The organism is Phycisphaerae bacterium (genome assembly GCA_028714855.1).
Lineage (GTDB): Bacteria > Planctomycetota > Phycisphaerae > Sedimentisphaerales > Anaerobacaceae > CAIYOL01.
This window is the reverse complement of sequence record JAQTLP010000003.1, coordinates 32,082-49,751: the sequence shown is the minus strand read 5'-3', so window position 1 is coordinate 49,751 and position 17,670 is coordinate 32,082. Positions and strand designations below refer to the sequence as shown.

Genomic DNA, 17,670 nt, shown 5'->3' with positions numbered 1-17,670 from the left:
GGCGAATTTTTGGTAAAATACAACACTTGGCAAAAATAGTATGACTATGACCAAAAAAACTAAAAAACACTGGAACGGCTTTTCGTTGAAGCCGCGTAAGGAGATGCCCGAAGGGCTTTGGATACGCTGTCCTGGCTGCGAGCATATGCTCTATAAAAGCGCGGTCGAGCAGAATCTTAACATTTGCCCGGAGTGCAATCATCATTTTCGCATCGGAGCCGAAACTCGAATTAAGTATCTCGTTGACGAAGGTTCTTTTCAGGAAGTTTTAAGCGACATGACGACCGATGACCCGCTTGCCTTCAGGTTCAGAGGAACCACTTATAAACAGCGTCTCAAAACCGATGAAGAAAAAAGCGGCGTCAAAGAGGCTATACGAATCGGCAAGGCCTTTATCAAGGGAAGAGGCGTTATTCTCGGTGTGATGGAGCCGAATTTTATGATGGGCTCTATGGGCTTTGTCGTCGGCGAAAAATTTTGCGCAGCTGTCGACAAAGCAATGGAAGAGAATTTGCCTTTGGTTGTGGTTAGCTGTTCCGGCGGAGCTAGGATGCACGAAGGTGTGGTTTCGCTCGGCCAGATGGCCAAAACTTCTGCGGCGTTAGCTAAATATGATGAAGCAGGGGGGCTTTTCATCTCAGTTCTGACGGACCCGACCACCGGCGGGGTAACGGCCAGCTTCGCTATGTTGGGCGATTGTATAATAGCTGAACCCGGGGCGCTTATCGGCTTTGCCGGGCCTCGTACCATTGCCGAGACTATAAAGGTGGAGCTGCCGGAGGGGTTTCAGACGGCCGAATTTATGCTTGAGCACGGCTTTGTCGATATGATTGTCCACCGAAAAGACCTCCGCAGCGAAATCGCCCGCCTTATCGACTACTGCAAAAAATAAGCATTTTCGCATCTTGGCATCTGGATTGTTTGCCAATAATCCCAAAAACTTCCCTTTCACTTCCGACAGAATATCCGTATAATCTGCGAATAATAATCAATTATTAATTTTACCCGCCGCAGGCGGGAATCGATAATCAACTGCTATGGGTTATTTCAGGGAAAACATCGAAAAGGCAAAAGGGTATGAGCCGGGCTTTCAGCCGAAGGACAGCGACGTAGTAAAGCTCAATACCAATGAGAATCCCTATCCGCCTTCGCCGATGGCGTTAAAGATCTTGTCTGAAATAAGCCCGGAACAGCTTCGCCGATATCCCGACCCGATTGGAAGCGCCTTTAGGCAGGCCGCTGCGGAAGTTAACGGTGTCCAGCCGGATTATATTATGTGCTGCAACGGCGGAGACGAGCTGCTAAAGATGGCCATCGAGGCGTTTTGTGATGAGAATAGACCTGTCGCCTATCCGGTTCCGACTTATTCGCTTTATCCGGTATTGGCCGGGTTGCAGAACTGCAAAGCAATAGAAATTCCGTTTGACAAAGAATTTAACCTGCCGGCCAAGCTGATCGGGACCGGTGCCGCCTTGACGATTGTCTGCAATCCGAACGCGCCCAGCGGCAGTTTTATAAATGTCGATGAGCTGGCTTCGCTGGCTGATGAGACCAGCGGTGTATTATTGATTGACGAGGCCTATGTGGATTTTGCGGAGAAAAATTGCACGGCTCTTGTCAAAGATTTTGATAATGTGATTATACTTCGCTCGATGAGCAAGGGGTATTCGCTCGCGGGATTGCGGTTCGGATATGCAATTGCCAGACCGGATTTGATAACGGGCCTTATTAAGCTCAAGGATTCCTACAATGTCGATGCGGTCGCTATCGCAGTAGCCTCTGCCGCAATCCGCGACCAGGATTATTTCCGAAAGATGGTTGCAAAGATAGTAGCCGAACGCACAAGATTAACCGGGCAGTTAAGAAATCTCGGCTTAAATGTCCCCGACAGCAGTTCCAACTTTGTCTTGGCGGAATGCAAAAACGGCAGGGCGGCTGAAATCTATGAAAAATTGGCTCAGCGAAATATTTTTGTTCGGTATTTCGATTACCCTGAGCTTAAAGATAAATTGAGAATCACTATTGGCACACCAGAACAAAATGATAAACTACTTTCGGCTTTGAAAGATATTTTGCAGGAATAGGGATATTCTTATGGCAAAGAGAACAGCTAAAATTCACAGAAAGACCAAAGAAACCGATGTGACCCTGGAGCTTAATCTGGACGGCGTCGGTAAATACCAGATAGATACAGGCGTTGGCTTTTTGGACCATATGCTTAGTCACCTCGCCAAGCACGGCAAAATCGACCTGGTGCTCCGCGCCAAAGGTGATTTGGATGTCGATGCACACCACACAATCGAAGATATAGCGATATGCCTGGGCGAGAGTCTCACCAAAGCCCTCGGCGACAAAAAAGGTATTGCCAGATACGGCCATAGTTCCGTCCCGATGGAAGAGGCGATGGCCAATGTTTCCGTAGATTTGTCAGGCAGGAGCAGCTGCGTGTATAACGTGGAATATCGAACAGATAAAATCGGTGACTTCGATGTCGAGTGTTTGGAAGAAATGCTGCGGAGCTTTTCAAATAACGGCAAATTCAACCTGCATATAAACGTGCCCTACGGCACAAACAGCCATCACATTGCTGAGGCAATTTTCAAGGGGTTGGGTCAGGCCCTTGCCGAAGCGGTAAAAATTATCGGTACAGACGTGCCAAGCACAAAGGGGACATTGTGATTGAGCGGCCTAAGCCCGAGTATCGAAGTGGAATCGGAACCGATATCCACGAATTAGCTGTAGGCAGAAAGCTTATGCTCTGCGGCGTTCACGTGCCTCACCCATCCGGATTGGCAGGTCACAGTGACGGCGATGTGGGTTTGCATGCCGTTATTGATGCCTTGTTAGGCGCAGCAGCAATGGGCGACATAGGGACATTGTTTCCCGATGATGAGCCGAGGTGGGAAGACGCCGATAGTAAAGACCTTTTGGCTATTGTCAAAGAGCGGCTCGAAGAAAAAGACTGGGAAATAGCCAATGTTGACCTGATAATACACGCTGACCAGCCCCGGCTGGAGCCATTCAAGGGACATATGAAAAGATGCATCGCCGAGATTTTGGGAATTGATTTTAACACCGTGAACGTCAAAGCAAAGACTGATAACGGATTCGGCGATGTCGGTGCAGGTGACGCAATCGCAGCGACAGCAATAGTCCTTTTGAAAAAGAAATTCAGAAGAACACTTTAAATAACAGGGGTTAGCAGATGGGACTGAAGCTCTATAACAGCTTGACCAGAAAAAAAGAAGAATTTAAGCCGCTGAAAAAAGATAAAGTCGGAATCTACGTCTGCGGCCCGACCGTCTATGGCCACGCCCATCTCGGACACGCAAAAAGCTACGTCAGCTTTGATATCCTCGTGCGATACCTGCGTTATCTCGACTACAATGTTACTTACGTCCAAAATATCACGGATGTCGGCCACCTGACCGACGATGCCGATCAGGGCGAAGATAAAATCGCAAAGGCGGCAAAAAAAGAAAAGATTCATCCAATGGCGCTGGCCGAAAGTTATACCCGCAGCTACTTTGAAGATATGGACGCTTTGAACTGCGTTCGCCCCGATATTAGTCCACGGGCCAGCGGCCATATCGTCGAGCAGATTGAAATGGTAAAAACTCTTTTGGAAAAAGGCTGTGCCTACGAAGTTAACGGCTCGGTATATTTCGACATCTCCAAATTCGAAGACTACGGCAAACTCTCCGGCAGAAATATCGAAGAAATGCAGGCAGGCGCACGTGTCGAGGTCTCGCCTGACAAAAAACACCCCGCCGATTTCGCGCTTTGGAAAAAAGCGGAACCCAACCATATTATGCAATGGCCGAGCCCGTGGGGGATGGGTTTCCCCGGCTGGCATCTCGAATGTTCCGTGATGAGCACCAAGTATCTCGGCCAGCCCTTCGATATTCACGGCGGAGGAATAGAAAACCAGTTCCCTCACCACGAGTGCGAAATCGCCCAGTCTGAAGCTGCCAGCGGGCAGCAGTTCGCTAAATACTGGGTGCACAACAATATGGTCACCGTCGATAACCAGAAAATGGGCAAGAGCTTAAATAATTTTATTACCCTCAAACAGGCCTTCTCCGGCTCTCATGAAAAATTGAAGCGAAACTATGACCCATTGGCTATCAGGCAGCTGGTCTTGAACAGCCACTACCGAAGCCCGCTTGATTTTTCCGATACCGCTCTCTTTGCAGCCCAGAGCGGTTACGAAAAAATGACGAACGCCGTTATCGCAGTGAGAAAGCGAATCAAAATCGCGTCTAAAGGCCCAATCGACAAAAACGTCGAGAGCAAGTTGAAGGAATTAAAAGAAAAGTTCGAAACGGCGATGAATGATGACCTTAATACCGCCATAGCATTGTCGGTAATGTTTGACCTCGCTGCTTTGGCCAACGAGCAGATTGCCAAAAACGCCGCGAGCGAAACGCTTACCGCGATTGATAAGATGTTTGCGGTTCTTGGCGGCGATGTGCTGGGAATTATCAGAGAAAAATATACCGAACAGGGCGGAGCGAATACGGAAACATTGGATAAGCTCGTAAAAATGCTTATCGAACAGCGAAACGCGGCGAGGAAAAAGAAGGATTTTGCGGCAGCAGATGCTTTGAGAAAGCAGCTCGAAGAGGCCGGCGTAATTCTTGAGGATACGCCCGGCGAAACCGTCTGGAGATTCAAATGAAAATTCTCGGCATAGACCCTGGTTTGCAGGTGTGCGGCTATGCGGTGGTGGATGGTGACAGCCTGCTCGAGGCGGGCGCCATACGGACTAATCCAAAATCACCCATTGAGACAAAATTAAACCAGATAGCTGAAGACATTGAATCTTTGCTGAAGAAATTCAGGCCGGAAATGGTTGCCGTCGAACAGCTTTATTCTCACTACGCTCATCCAAGAACGGCGATATTGATGGGACACGCAAGGGGTGTTATACTGCAAAGCTGTGCAGCGGCCGGCGTCGAAGTCAGAAGTTTCAGTGCGACGCGCATAAAAAAATCGCTCACCGGCAATGGCCGGGCGTCGAAAGAGCAGGTGCAGCGGACGATTCAAACATTCTTACGCCTGCCGCGTCTCCCGGAGCCGCCCGACGTCGCTGATGCAATTGCCGCGGCTATGTGTTGTGCGAACTCGAAGCAGTTAGTAGAGGTTTCAAATGAGTAAAGCAAAAAAAGCGGTGAAATGTTTTGAGGACGGCTACAACTGTTCACAGGCCATATTTTCAACATACGGTCAAGACCTCGGCGTTTCATTTGAACAGGCCCTCAAAATTGCTTCCGGCTTCGGCGGCGGAATGCGCATCGACGGCACCTGCGGCGCAGTTACAGGCGCCTTTATGGTCCTCGGCCTAAAATTCGCAAAGGGGAAAGACAGACCCTACGATAAAATTATTAAGTTCGACGAAGCTTTTCGCCAGAAGAATAAATCGACGAATTGCCAGGCCCTGATTGGCTGTGATATACGCACCAAAGAAGGAATGGATAAAGCCACCAAAGAAGGGCTTTTCAGAAGTATTTGTTCGCAATTAGTCAAAGATTCTGCCGAAATCCTGGAAGAAATGCTCGCAGATGATAGCTCGAATTGAAGGAAAACTCGTTAAGCTCGATACCGACAGCGCGCTGGTGCAGGTTGGCGCAGTCGCCTACGAAGTAATGCTGCCCAGCTACTGCGTAAGCGCACTGGCCGGCAGTATCGGCTCGGACGTTACGTTTTGCACGATGGAATACTACGAAGGCTCTTTGGGCGGCGGAAATCTAATACCGAGAATCATCGGCTTCCTCAGCGATACCGAGCGGGACTTCTTTGAGAAGTTCACCAGCGTAAAGGGCATCGGTATCCGCAAAGGGCTGCGCTGCCTGAGTATGCCAATCGCCAATATAGCTTCTGCCATCGAGGCTGGCGACGAGAAGTTGTTGATAGCTATGGACGGCATCGGCAAAAGAACCGCCCAGCAGATTATCGCTGAGCTAAAAGGCAAATTGGGCAGCTTCGCAATAGGTGTCGAGCAGGCGGCGGCAAGGTCGGCATTTAAACCGTTCCAGGCCGAGGCCCTGGAAATCCTTATCGCCTGGGGCGAAAGAAGAAATGAGGCCATCGAGCTTGTCGAATTGGCCTGTAAAAAGCACCCGGATATAAAATCCGCGGAGGAGTTAGTGCCGCTGGTTTATCGGCTCAAACAAGGGATTGAGGTATAAATCGAACGTTTTGAGCATTTGAAAATTTGGATTTTTATTTGTATTTTTGCTATTTGATTTTTGATATTTGATTTTAAGTTATGGCAATAAACAGAGTCATAAGTGCTCAATCGCTGAACGACGCAGAGGAGAATTTTAACGTTTCTCTGCGTCCCAAGCTCCTGAACGAGTGTATCGGTCAGGGCAATGTCAAAGATAAGCTCGCCATTGCTATCGCCGCCGCCAAGCAAAGGGGCGAACCTCTGGAGCACATTCTTTTTTACGGCCCGCCCGGGTTGGGCAAAACTACGCTGGCCAACGTCGTCGCGAACGAAATGGGCGCAAGAATCCGCTGCTCGTCTGGGCCTGCTTTGACAAAGCAGGGCGACGTGATGGGCCTTTTGAGTAATATTAATACAGGCGACGTCCTCTTTATAGATGAGATTCACCGGCTAAGCACGCCGGTCGAGGAATTTATCTATCCAGCGATGGAGGAATTCAGGGTTGATTTCACCGTCGATAGCGGCCTGCACGCTAAGACCATCAATTTTCCGCTCAAGCGTTTCACGCTCATCGGCGCAACGACCCGTGCCGGCCTGCTCAGCGCGCCTCTTCGCGGCAGATTCGGAATGCTGTATCATCTCGAATTTTACAGTGCCGAAGAATTGACTTCTATTCTCGAACGCTCCGCCAAATTGCTGGATTTGCACTGCGATGATGACACTTTGAAATTGATTGCCGCCCGTTCCCGCGGCGCGCCGAGAACAGCAAATCGGCTCTTGAAACGCGTCCGCGATTACGCGCAGGTAAAAGGGCAAGGCGCACTCACCGCCAAAATCGTCGAAAGCGCATTGAAGATGGAGCAAATTGACCCGCTCGGCCTGGATGAACTGGACAGGGCCTTTATGCGTGCGCTGTCGGTTACATACGACGGCGGCCCGGCTGGAATCGATGCCATCGCCGCCACACTCGGCGAAGAGAGGGACACCCTTGAAGACGTCGTTGAGCCTTATCTTTTGCAGATTGGCTTTCTCCGTCGCACCAAACGCGGCCGTGAAATTACCGCAAAGGCCTGCAAACATCTCGGCCTGAAATATCACGAGAAGAAGGATTCCCCCGACCTCTTCGAAAAACAACAACCTTCCGCTGATTAGTCCCGTTGCTTGCGACGGGGCATATTCTATTTCACCTGCCATCACCGTGGCAATATTTGCCTACTTGTTCAAAAAAGGGGTAATTGAGTGTAGAAAATTTCTCTTGATATTACTTGACATTAAAAGTAAATAATATAAAATTGCAACTATATTGCAGTTTTACGAAAGGCTTTATATGGCCGACAAGAATGTAAGAACTAAGGCAAAAGAAGTATTAAAAACCGCCGGCTTTAACATTACAAAGGCACAACTCTTTATAATACAGGAACTGCTTAAAGCCAAAAGGCCACTCTCCAGAAAAGAGCTTGTGCAGGAACTTGGCAGAAACTGCCCGGACAAGGTAACTGTTTACAGAATAATGGAAAAACTTTGTGCTAAAGATTTGGTTCATAAGGCCTTTATCAGGGGCAGAACTTGGAAATACGAGTTGGCTCGTAATTGTTCCGAAAAACAGTGCCATCCTCATTTCACCTGCGTTAGCTGCGGCCAAACGTTTTGCCTTACAGGCCTTTCTTTGCCGTTAATAAAGGGGCTGAAGAAGGGATTTGTATTTATCAGACAGCAGGTCAGGGTTGATGGATTGTGCTCATCCTGTTCATAAAGCTTGAGATTTTAAAATGAAAAATAGCTTCAGAAGAATATTGCTTGCTCTTGTAATGGCCTGTTTCATCCTGACCGCCACAAACGTGGTGCTTGTCCTGCATTTGGCTGAACACCACAAAGATGAGCATCACGACTCTGAGCATTGTCCAATCTGTCAGCAGGCGATTGTAAATACAGTTAAAGCCATTTTGCCGGATGCTCCGGTTATTAAAGAACCACCGCGAGCTGCGGCTACGGTTGTTTGTGTAATTCAATCCCTTGTAAAAGATTTCAAATTCCTCACTCCTCATACGCGTGCGCCTCCGGCCGTATCATAAGTTTCAAATCGAATAAAAATGTTTTCTAAAGAATAGCTGAATCGCGCGCAGAATGTTTGTCTCTGCGACGCGGTTCGGTCAAAAAATAATATGAAAATAAACTGGAGGTTTTTATGTTACGAAGAAGTTTCTGTATAGCTGTCGCTGCCTTGACCATATTATCGTCTCAGGCTTACTGCGACCACGCCCATACGCACATTGGCCGTAATGCCGATGGTATATGGGGTAACGGTGATGATAACCAGCTCTGGATTTTCGCAACACCGGAGCAGCCCCAGTGGGACACGATTCAAATGGTCCCCACAGGAGAATTTCTTGCAGGCAAAGAAATTTATGCAGCTGAGCTCGATTGCTGGCACTCGGCTCACCCGGAAACCGGCCTGTTCCAGCTCGATTTCAACAATGAGTTCACCCAACCTGACTGGAGGATAGAGTTAAAGCGAATAGGTTTTTCCGACCCGGTCAATTTCTGGATGGAAGACGAGGCAACAACGCTCGAGATATTGACGTATGACGGCGCGACATTCGCATTCGAGGAGCCTGACTGGGATGCCGAGCTGCCAAACGGCGCCGGCGGACTCGGTGCATGGCATTTCCACAACCACACGGAATTCCTCGCCCTGGCCGACGGTCCCGGACAAATATTCTCCGCGACTTTCACCGTATTTGATACCGGCTTAACCGGCTTTGCCGAATCGGCACAATACACCCTGGATTTTGTAACTGTTCCGGAACCCGCGTCGATTGCTCTGCTCGGAATGGGATTACTTCCGTTTATCAGGTCAAAAAAAGATGCTCGTTGATTACAAAAAATTCTTTCGAGTCTTGAATCAGAAATGAATCAGGCAAAACCGACATCCGGTAATTTAACTGATGGAAATAGCAGGGACAGGACAAACTGTCCCTGCTATATATTCCACTCATGTCTTCGATATAGGGCTTTTACGCTGGTTGAACTGCTGGTTGTGATATTTATTATTGCACTTTTAATGGGCATACTTTTGCCTGTGCTCAGCAAGGCGAGACGAATGGCGAGAAGCACGGTCTGCTCTGCCAATATGCGCCAGATGGGCATCGCCTTGAATAGCTACCTGATAGAAAGCAACTATCGCCTGCCGGACAGCTCCTGCCACGTTTCTAACCAGGATGAATACTGGATTTCGATTCTGTCCGAATACCTCGGCGAACAACTGCTCTTCCGTTGTCCGAGTGATGGGGCTCAGAACTTCGTTGACTGGAACAAACCCCTCGACGAACAGCTGGCAGATTTACGCTGGTCGAGCTTTGCTCTCAACGCCCTGCTCGACTCCAGGTGCCCCAGATATTACGGAAGATACAATGTAGTCACAACTATTCATAAACCTCAGTACTGTATTTACGTCTCCGAAAGTCCCTCTTCCTGGACTTCCGCGGACCACGTTCATCCGGAAAATTGGTTCTACAATATCGACCTGGCAAAAGGACAGGTTGCCTGGGACCGGCACTCGAAAAAATCGAACTATCTCTTTGCCGATGGACACGCTGAAACCTTGACAATAGAGCAAACCTATAGCTGGCCGGGAGATTGCTTCTGGTTCCCCGAATCCGCACCCAAATGGCCGCCTGATGAGTAAATTCTTTAACAGATAGATAGGAGTGTATTATTATGCGAACCAAAAAAAAATTAACCGTTGCGTTACTAATCTATGCATCGCTGTACAGCTTTTGTTGCGCCGATTGCCCGTTGGACCATTTTCTCATCGGCTGCAATGCCGATGGTATAGTTGGCACTGAAGATGATAATAAATTATTCGTTGATTGCACTCAGAAGTATCGCCACAGTGACCCCAACCATAGCGGAGACCAGACGTGGCTGAACTGGCATTACCCGCTATATTATAACCCGAGATATGACCGGTATCAGATTGGCGAGCCGGGCTTCGATACGATAAAAGCCGATGACCCCAACCGGCAGCTTCAGGGAACAGCTAACGTGGATTACCAAATCATTATCGAATGTATTTCCATCACGCCGGGCTTTATAGCCAAAAATTCCACTTTAGGAATTGAGTTAAACGAAGCCGGTGACTGGATTAACCATAGTGCCCTTTCAGATCCCCACATCCATCTGGAGTATCGGGCGCCGGCTCCTTCAGGAGCGACAAATCTGCAGTGGATTATGTATGTCATTTACGACAACTTCGGAAACTATGAATCGTCCGAGCCATTCGGTCTCGTATTTGTCAAAGACCCCCTTGCCGGCGAGTTACTGCTTGATGGTGCCGTTGACGCAAATGACCTCGCTGAATTATGTTACTATTGGCTGGAAAATAATGGTGACAGGTCGAATGACTATTACGAAAGGGCCGATGCAAACAAAGACGGTATAGTCAACTTTCTGGATTTTGTGATGTTGGCCTCCAACTGGCTAAAATAAATCGCTGCTCCGCAATTCCTGAAAAATACATCGCCGCAATCTCAAAAGTGTTCAGCCCCAACGGCCTATCTTTTGTGGTTGGGGGGCTCTTTTTAACGCGGCGTATTTAGCCAGGGGTTCACTTGTCCTCACTCTGTGTTTTCGAAGATTTGCATATAAGAATACTGTCCTGCCTCAACTAAAGCTTTAGCAGCTAAAGTTATTTTTTGCCTCAGCTCTTCTGGAGAAAATCTTATGTTTAATGGAGGACCAAATGGTGTGTCCTCTTTTTTTATCTCTACAATCGCCAGCTTGGCATTTGGTTTTAATAGGCGTTTTACCTCTTTTTGGAAGCCTTCTATCTGCCCTTCGGAAAATCCGTGGAATACATTTGATAAATAGATTAAATCCGCTGAATAGTCTCTTATTGGCACCGCTTTGGTTATATCGGCTGCTATTGGTTCTATATTGGTTTTCTCTGTCTCTTTTTTGAGTGTTTCTATTGACTCGTCGTCGATGTCCAGGGCGTAGACTTTCCCGGTCTCTTTCACAAGTTTTGAAAATTCTTTTGCCATATAGCCGTTTCCACAGCCGGCATCGATAATCGTCTGTCCGTGAAATATTTTTAACTCTTTCAGTATTGCTTCTTTGCTTAACACCCCTTCCGACGATTTCCCCTTATGGTGATGCACCACGTTTGCGGGTCTTTCCACTTTTGACGTACCCGAAAGTTCTGATTTTTTATCTGCTCTATCCATTCTTATACTATCTCACTAATTCTAACCGAACACAACCCATAAATTTTAAATTTGAAGGCCTCCTCGGTGCTTGAGCAAAGGAAAACTAAGCACAGCTGCTATTTTTACCTTTTAACTTCTTACTTGCCTTTTCATCCACGAGTCACGTGCTAAATCAATCAAACGCGCAGGTATCTAAACACCAGAAACGACAAAATCGAAATTTTTTTTATCTCTTTTGCTATAACGACTTAGCCAAAACCGCACCCTCTAAACAGACACAATTTTCGCATCAATCGCGCTAGCCCATCCAATTATAGAGAGGCAGTCTCTCTTGAAAGGAATTACTAATGAGCGGTTACCAATGACCAAATAATACTGGTTGCAATTTACTTCTCTTTTTTTCTCTGTGGCTGAAATTTCGGCAACGGAGATTGTCTATTTACAGCGGAAATTTCAATCAAATTGAATTAAATTATGCGAAACGAACCCAATTTTTCAAAAAGTCAAATTTCTATAACCCCAAATTCGACAATGGATTATAACGAAAAATGCAAATTGGACACTTGGTCAAAACGAACCCAAACGAAGCCAATTTTAAAAGGCAGGTGGGATTTCGGTGTGGAGCAACGACTTTATCGAACTCAGCTTTTCAGTACATATTTGGCCATTTTTGGCGGGTGGTGGAGGATTTCGGTGAAGTTGTGAATTAAGATTTTTTCGATTTCATTGAGTGCTTTTTCTTCAGCCTTTGCGATTAATTTCACATTCGTCAGACAATCAAACGCGTTTTTGGACAGTTTGATTTTGTCGGGGAAATTTGCCTCGCAGTCGCCGCAAATCAGGCCGTTGGCCAAGCTGCTGAAATAGAATTCGTGACTCGTCGCTCGTGACCCGTGACTCGTTTTGCAATTTGCGCAGGCGTTCAGTATGGGCATCAGGCCGATTTCCCGAAGCAAGGTCAATTGAAACAGTATGAGCAGAGCTAATACCTGTCGATGCTCTTGATGCTTATTGGCGTTTTGTAGAAACTGAAGAAAGCTATCGAAGAGTTCGGGGTGCGGGTCATAGTCGTGCGTCAAACTGTTTACAAGTTCGGCGCCGAAAAGGCAGCAATTTAACGCAAAGAGATTATCTTTTGTGCAGGAAAAGGACGGGGTTTGCTGAAATTCGGTAAGGGTGGCAAGTTTTCCTCCGCTCGAATCGGAAAAGACGATTTGGCCACAAGAGAGGATTTCAAGCGGGCCGTCGAAGGCGGATTTTGGCCTTTTAGAGCCTTTGGCGATTGCGCTGATTTTGCCTGCTGCCCTGGTGAAAAGGGTCACTATCTGAGATGTTTCAGAGTAATCCGTTGTTCGTATGCAGATAGCAGTGTCTTTGGTCAGCATAGAGGGTTATTTTTTCGCTGAATTATATACGGGGCCGAAGCCGGTCAGCCGGAGGATTTGGTCTTCGGCATTGTGCATTTTTTCAGCCTGTTTTTTTGTGGAGTCATCAAATCCGAGGTTGTGGAGCAGGCCGTGGGTTATGTAAAGGGCAAGCTCGGCCTCGGCTGAATGGCCTTGCAGTTTTGCGTATCTGACAGCCATTTCGCCGTTGACGACAAGCTCGAAGGATTTAACAGCATTTTTTTTATTCTCGGACAGGTCGAAACTTATACAGTCGGTAGGGCGGTTTTTATTTAGAAACTGTTTGTTAACTTTTCGGATTTGGGCGTCGTCAACTATCGCGATGCTAACAGTTGCTTTTGAAAGTTTAAAACGATTGCAGATGAATTTGACCAATTTTTTCAGTTTGGGCAAAGAGATGTTGATTTTTTTGAAGTTTTTAGCGATTAGAACGACTATATTCCGGCGTTTTTTGGCAGAGGCCATAATTTTCAATCGGTTTCCTGCTCGGTTTGCTCGCTCTTATCCGGCTCGCTCTGGTCCTGCTCGAGGGGCAAATCAGGCTCGGGCTGCTGCGGTATTTGCTCATCTGGTTCGAGTTGTAATTCCTCGCGTGTTTCTTCAGGGTTTTCGGTTTTGTGATTATTCTGCGGCTTTGCGTTTTGCGATTCCGGCGATTTCGCGGAACGATTTGCCTGCTGTTTGGGGATGGGTGTCAGCTTTGGATATGCGACTCGGCCGTGATAATGCGCGGCGAGAGTTTTAGCCATACTTGCCTCTATCAGGCTAAGCTCGCGCAGGGACAGCTCGCATTCATCGAATTGGCCGTCCTGCAGGCGTTTCATAGCCATATTGTGTATGGTGGCTTCAATTCTTGTCGGGATTACTTCGGGCAGTGCCCTGACGGCGCCTTCGACGGCATCGGCCAACATTACGATGGCGGCTTCTTTTGTTCGCGGCTTTGGGCCGGCGTATCTAAATTCGCTTTCAGAAGGACCGGGAGACCCATCAGAGTCATTTTCATCGTGTTTCTTTCTGGCTTCGTTGTAGAAATATTCAATCAGTGTTGTGCCATGGTGCGTTTCGATAAATTGCCGCAGCACCGCAGGCAGGTTGTATTCCCTTGCCATTTCTATTCCGTCTTTTACGTGGCCCACGATAATTAACTGGCTCATTGCGGGTGAGAGCTCTTTGTGGCGGCTCATAGAAGCCGTCTCGTTTTCGGCGAAGTAGGCGGGCTTGTTGATTTTTCCGATATCGTGGTAGTAGGCTCCGACCCTGCACAAAAGGCCGTTGCGGCCTACCGCCTCTGCGGCAGCTTCAGCGATGGAACCTACTAACAAACTATGGCTGAACGTGCCTGGCGCTTCCATGGCGAGTCTTTTCAGCAGCAGCTGGTTCGCATCGCTGTAGTCCAGCAGCGTCATACTTGTCGCTATACGAAAGATTTTTTCTATGATCGGCAGCAAACCCTGTATGAGCACGCCGACCACGAGCGTAATGCCAGCGTGTCGGCCTGCGCTGCCTAGAATAATACCAACCTGAGGGTTTTCGGCAAAAGCGTCCAGCGAAGCCGATGTTACGAACACTATTGCCGCCGCCAAAACAGTGACCTCAAGCAGCCTCATCCTTGTGCGGATTTCTTTTAAGAATAAACAGCAGGTGAAAGCGCCGGCAGTCATTGTCAGAAAGAGATTGATATTTGACGTAGGTCTTGCGGCGAAATAGGCAAGGAAACAATAGAATATACTCATTCCTATTGCAAATCGCTGGTCATAAGCAATTGCCAAAATGATGGCAGCCGTGATGGCGGTTCCGGTGGCCCACGAGGGTTGATGTGATATAAACAGGCCGAGTTTGGTTGTGGCTGACAATATGATAAACAGACCTGCCAGAACCACGGCCCTGGTATGGTTTTTTATTAGCCGTTTTTGGTAGTGATGGATATAGAAAGCCGCGCCGAGAGAAAGCAGCATTGCTATGACGGCCCTGGGTATCATATCGAGGTAGCTGGTCTGCAGGATTAGTTCGAGCGAGATAATAATGGTGAAAAAGACGGCAAAAAGAAGCACTAACAATGCTGAAATCAGATGGTCGGTGCTGGCGAGCTGATTTATTTGCGAAAGCCGCTCGATAGTTTTCTTTTCGCGTACCTGACTTCGCCGCGGACTTGTTTTTTTCAAAAACCACATTAGTTTATTTTACTTTCCTTATATAAGATTGTGAAAAAAGTTGGGCTATTTTTCGCTTTGTCTCATGGCTTTTGCTTTTTTTTCGTAGGCCTGCACGATATTTTGAACCAGGCGGTGCCGCACAATATCTTTCTGTGTCAGCTCTGCAAACCCTATACCTTTGATTCGCCGCAGCGTTTCGAAGGCTTCAATCATCCCGCTTTCCTGGCCGATGTTCAGGTCGATTTGGGTTATGTCGCCTGTTATTATCATTTTGGAGCCGTGGCCTAATCTGGTCAGGACCATCAGCATCTGCAGGGGTGAAGTGTTTTGTGCTTCATCGCAGATTATGACGGCTTCGTTCAGAGTTCTGCCCCGCATAAAGGCAAGCGGAATGATTTCGATGATGTCCATCTCCATAAATTTCTTCATCTGGTCGAAATCCATCATATCTTCAAGCGCGTCGAAGAGCGGGCGAAGATACGGATTTACCTTTGCCTGCAGGTCGCCTGGCAGGAAGCCGAGTTTTTCACCGGCTTCCACAGCGGGGCGGGCGAGGATTATTTTCCTGATTTGCTTTTTTCTAAGCATCGAGACGGCAATTGCGACGGCCAGATATGTTTTACCTGTTCCGGCGGGTCCTATGCAAAATGTAAGGTCGTTGGCCAGCATTGTTTCGACGTATTTTAGCTGTCCTTTCGTAGAAGGCTCAATAATTTTTTTGCGGGAATACACCGTAATGGCCTCGCTGGTCTCGGCAGTTATGGTCAAATCGTCCTTAGCGGCGAGCAGGGTGTTTATATCGGCGTTGGTGAGTGAGCCGCGTTTGATTAAATGTTTTTCCATTTTGTCTATAATTTCGGCGGCCCTGTTCACGTTTTCGGATTTACCTGTGATTATTAAATTTGACTGGCGGGCGGTAATCTGGACGCCGAGGGACTGGCGCAAAAGACGAAGATGACTGTCGGCAGGACCGAACAGCTCAAGCTGCTTGCCGGTTTGCTCTAATTGTATGGTAACTTCCAAAATTTTCCTCTATCGTGAGCTGAACATAAAAAACAAATACGCAAACGGCGCCGCCGGCAGCAGTGAGTCGAGGATGTCCAGTAATCCGCCGAAGCCTGGCACCATACTTGCAGAATCTTTTTGTTTGGCGTCCCGCTTTATCATAGACTCGGCCAAATCGCCCATTTGGCCGATAAAAGCAAAACAGAAGCCGAAAATTACGGCTAACCACCAGGCCATTATATCACAAATCACGGCAAAGAGAATAGCGACTATAATTGCGGCTGCTACGGCGCCGGCCATGCCTTCCCAGCTTTTGCCCGGGCTAATTACAGGCGAGAATTTGTGCCTGCCAAAAATGCTTCCGATTGAGTAAGCTCCTATGTCAGCGGACTTTACAACAAAGATATACATCAGCAATGCCCAGGGGCCGAAGTCAATCCGCACGCCGAGCGCGAAAGAGCCTAAAAGCCCGAGATAAATAATGGAAAAATAGCTTACTCCGCAATTGGCCAGTACTTCCGAAGTGCCGTAGCGGAAATATTGATATAAGAACAATCCTAACAGCGAAAATGCCGACACGAAAGACAGGTAAATCCCCGGTGAAATTTCGAAGAGCCGCGGCCAGTACCAGGTGGTTACGAATAAAATCGATGCGATGATTGCGAGGGGTGTGAAAATCTTTAAATTTTTTGTCGCGGCGAGTTTTGACAGCTCCATCTGAGTGGGGATTAGCAACAAGGCAAGGAGGATGCAAACAAGTGTTCCCTGCACCTGTTTGTCATCGGCAGCTGAGGCTGTCATGGTGCCGTCCATCCAGCTGTCGAAAATGACTAGGGCGGCAAAAAACGCCGTCATTAGAGTACCGAAAACCAATCTATATTTTAGCATAGCTGTAACGGCTGGTTAAACCGCCTAATACTATTAAATGCTTTGGGGCTGCAGTTTGATATCGCCGAAACGCCGGTTCCGTTTTGCGTAAGCGAGTATTGCCTTTTCCAAATCTGACTTTTTGAAATCCGGCCAGAGAGTTTTTGTTACATAGAATTCGCTGTACGAGATTTGCCAGAGCAGGAAATTGCTGATTCTCATTTCGTTTGCGGTGCGTATTAAAAGATCCGGCTCTGCCAGGCCGGCGGTGTATAGGTGCCGGGTTATACACTGTTCATCAATGTTTTCGAGGCCGAGCTGCCCGTCTTTGTATTCCTGGGCGATTTTTTTTGCTGCATCTATTATCTCGATTCTGCCGCCGTAGTTTAGCGCCAGGGCAAGTATCATACCGGTGTTGGCGCCGGTCAATTCTATAGTTTCCGCAAGTTCTTTTTTTACCTCAAAGGGCAGTTGAGCTACTCTGCCGAGATGAACCAGTTTGACGTTGTTTTTCATAAGCGTGGGACGAATCCCTGCGAGGTATTGAGAGTAGAGGTGCATGAGGGAATTGACTTCTGTTTTGGGTCTTTTCCAGTTTTCTATGCTGAAAGAATACAGGGTCAAAGATTCAATGCCGAAGTCGACGCAGTACTGGGCCACTTTTTCGACAGTTTTGGCGCCCTGGCGATGCCCTTCGGCCCGAGGCAGATTTTTTTTCTCCGCCCATCGGCCATTGCCGTCCATGATTATGGCGATATTACGGGGCATCTGTTCAGTTGTCAGTCCAAGGCGTTTAGCGGTTTTTTCAAGTTTTTCTTCGGAGTCTTTCATAAATGCGCGGCGTTTAGCCTGCCCGCTAT

General features: G+C 47.8%; 21 protein-coding genes. 14 read left to right on the top strand and 7 right to left on the bottom strand.

The window, feature by feature from the left end; all coding sequences use genetic code 11:
• The first annotated feature begins 40 nt into the window (after nucleotides 1-40).
• From accD to PHG53_03090, 14 genes are all read left to right on the top strand, one after another.
• A complete protein-coding gene (accD, locus tag PHG53_03155) occupies nucleotides 41-892 on the top strand; it encodes an acetyl-CoA carboxylase, carboxyltransferase subunit beta (GenBank protein ID MDD5380623.1) in 852 nt (283 codons plus the stop codon).
• A gap of 145 nt (nucleotides 893-1,037) precedes the next feature.
• Complete coding sequence (hisC, locus tag PHG53_03150) at nucleotides 1,038-2,084, top strand: histidinol-phosphate transaminase (protein ID MDD5380622.1); 1,047 nt, start codon at nucleotides 1,038-1,040, stop codon at nucleotides 2,082-2,084.
• A gap of 10 nt (nucleotides 2,085-2,094) precedes the next feature.
• Nucleotides 2,095-2,679 carry an imidazoleglycerol-phosphate dehydratase HisB gene (gene hisB / locus PHG53_03145; protein MDD5380621.1) on the top strand — a complete coding sequence of 195 codons (585 nt, stop codon included), beginning with the start codon at nucleotides 2,095-2,097 and terminating at the stop codon, nucleotides 2,677-2,679.
• Nucleotides 2,676-3,188: a 2-C-methyl-D-erythritol 2,4-cyclodiphosphate synthase gene (ispF, locus tag PHG53_03140; GenBank protein MDD5380620.1), complete on the top strand. Its 513-nt coding sequence runs from the start codon at nucleotides 2,676-2,678 to the stop codon at nucleotides 3,186-3,188. The genes hisB and ispF overlap by 4 nt, the downstream gene beginning before the upstream one ends.
• Before the next feature lie 17 nt (nucleotides 3,189-3,205).
• The gene (gene cysS / locus PHG53_03135) at nucleotides 3,206-4,681 is read left to right on the top strand and encodes a cysteine--tRNA ligase (protein MDD5380619.1); all 1,476 of its coding nucleotides are present in this window, start codon (nucleotides 3,206-3,208) and stop codon (nucleotides 4,679-4,681) included.
• Nucleotides 4,678-5,160 (top strand): crossover junction endodeoxyribonuclease RuvC, encoded by a 483-nt coding sequence (ruvC, locus tag PHG53_03130; GenBank protein MDD5380618.1) that lies wholly within the window; start codon nucleotides 4,678-4,680, stop codon nucleotides 5,158-5,160. Before cysS ends, ruvC begins: the two co-directional genes overlap by 4 nt.
• Entirely contained in the window at nucleotides 5,153-5,581 is a 429-nt protein-coding gene (locus PHG53_03125; protein ID MDD5380617.1) for a C-GCAxxG-C-C family protein, read from the top strand. The genes ruvC and PHG53_03125 overlap by 8 nt, the downstream gene beginning before the upstream one ends.
• Nucleotides 5,565-6,191, top strand: a complete 627-nt coding sequence (locus tag PHG53_03120; GenBank protein ID MDD5380616.1) for a helix-hairpin-helix domain-containing protein — start codon at nucleotides 5,565-5,567, stop codon at nucleotides 6,189-6,191. The genes PHG53_03125 and PHG53_03120 overlap by 17 nt, the downstream gene beginning before the upstream one ends.
• 80 nt (nucleotides 6,192-6,271) lie before the next feature.
• Complete coding sequence (gene ruvB, locus PHG53_03115) at nucleotides 6,272-7,324, top strand: Holliday junction branch migration DNA helicase RuvB (GenBank protein ID MDD5380615.1); 1,053 nt, start codon at nucleotides 6,272-6,274, stop codon at nucleotides 7,322-7,324.
• A gap of 175 nt (nucleotides 7,325-7,499) precedes the next feature.
• Nucleotides 7,500-7,925 (top strand): transcriptional repressor, encoded by a 426-nt coding sequence (locus PHG53_03110; protein ID MDD5380614.1) that lies wholly within the window; start codon nucleotides 7,500-7,502, stop codon nucleotides 7,923-7,925.
• A 16-nt stretch (nucleotides 7,926-7,941) separates the two neighbouring features.
• A complete protein-coding gene (locus tag PHG53_03105) occupies nucleotides 7,942-8,244 on the top strand; it encodes a hypothetical protein (protein MDD5380613.1) in 303 nt (100 codons plus the stop codon).
• Between the two features lie 113 nt (nucleotides 8,245-8,357).
• Entirely contained in the window at nucleotides 8,358-9,047 is a 690-nt protein-coding gene (locus tag PHG53_03100) for a PEP-CTERM sorting domain-containing protein (GenBank protein ID MDD5380612.1), read from the top strand.
• A 33-nt stretch (nucleotides 9,048-9,080) separates the two neighbouring features.
• Complete coding sequence (locus PHG53_03095) at nucleotides 9,081-9,857, top strand: prepilin-type N-terminal cleavage/methylation domain-containing protein (GenBank protein MDD5380611.1); 777 nt, start codon at nucleotides 9,081-9,083, stop codon at nucleotides 9,855-9,857.
• A 32-nt stretch (nucleotides 9,858-9,889) separates the two neighbouring features.
• A complete protein-coding gene (locus PHG53_03090) occupies nucleotides 9,890-10,660 on the top strand; it encodes a dockerin type I domain-containing protein (protein MDD5380610.1) in 771 nt (256 codons plus the stop codon).
• 128 nt (nucleotides 10,661-10,788) lie between these two features.
• Here PHG53_03090 and PHG53_03085 read toward each other — a convergent pair whose 3' ends face one another.
• The 7 genes from PHG53_03085 to PHG53_03055 form a co-directional block, all read right to left on the bottom strand.
• The gene (locus PHG53_03085) at nucleotides 10,789-11,331 is read right to left on the bottom strand and encodes a class I SAM-dependent methyltransferase (GenBank protein MDD5380609.1); all 543 of its coding nucleotides are present in this window, start codon (nucleotides 11,329-11,331) and stop codon (nucleotides 10,789-10,791) included.
• Nucleotides 11,332-12,020: 689 nt separating this feature from the next.
• On the bottom strand, nucleotides 12,021-12,764 hold the full coding sequence (gene recO / locus PHG53_03080) for a DNA repair protein RecO (GenBank protein MDD5380608.1): 744 nt from the start codon (nucleotides 12,762-12,764) through the stop codon (nucleotides 12,021-12,023).
• A 6-nt stretch (nucleotides 12,765-12,770) separates the two neighbouring features.
• Nucleotides 12,771-13,250 carry an rRNA maturation RNase YbeY gene (gene ybeY / locus PHG53_03075; GenBank protein MDD5380607.1) on the bottom strand — a complete coding sequence of 160 codons (480 nt, stop codon included), beginning with the start codon at nucleotides 13,248-13,250 and terminating at the stop codon, nucleotides 12,771-12,773.
• 5 nt (nucleotides 13,251-13,255) lie between these two features.
• Nucleotides 13,256-14,956: an HDIG domain-containing protein gene (locus PHG53_03070; GenBank protein ID MDD5380606.1), complete on the bottom strand. Its 1,701-nt coding sequence runs from the start codon at nucleotides 14,954-14,956 to the stop codon at nucleotides 13,256-13,258.
• Between the two features lie 45 nt (nucleotides 14,957-15,001).
• Nucleotides 15,002-15,961, bottom strand: a complete 960-nt coding sequence (locus PHG53_03065) for a PhoH family protein (protein ID MDD5380605.1) — start codon at nucleotides 15,959-15,961, stop codon at nucleotides 15,002-15,004.
• A 9-nt stretch (nucleotides 15,962-15,970) separates the two neighbouring features.
• Nucleotides 15,971-16,831: a phosphatidate cytidylyltransferase gene (locus PHG53_03060; protein MDD5380604.1), complete on the bottom strand. Its 861-nt coding sequence runs from the start codon at nucleotides 16,829-16,831 to the stop codon at nucleotides 15,971-15,973.
• A 33-nt stretch (nucleotides 16,832-16,864) separates the two neighbouring features.
• Entirely contained in the window at nucleotides 16,865-17,641 is a 777-nt protein-coding gene (locus PHG53_03055; GenBank protein MDD5380603.1) for an isoprenyl transferase, read from the bottom strand.
• Between the last annotated feature and the right edge of the window lie 29 nt (nucleotides 17,642-17,670).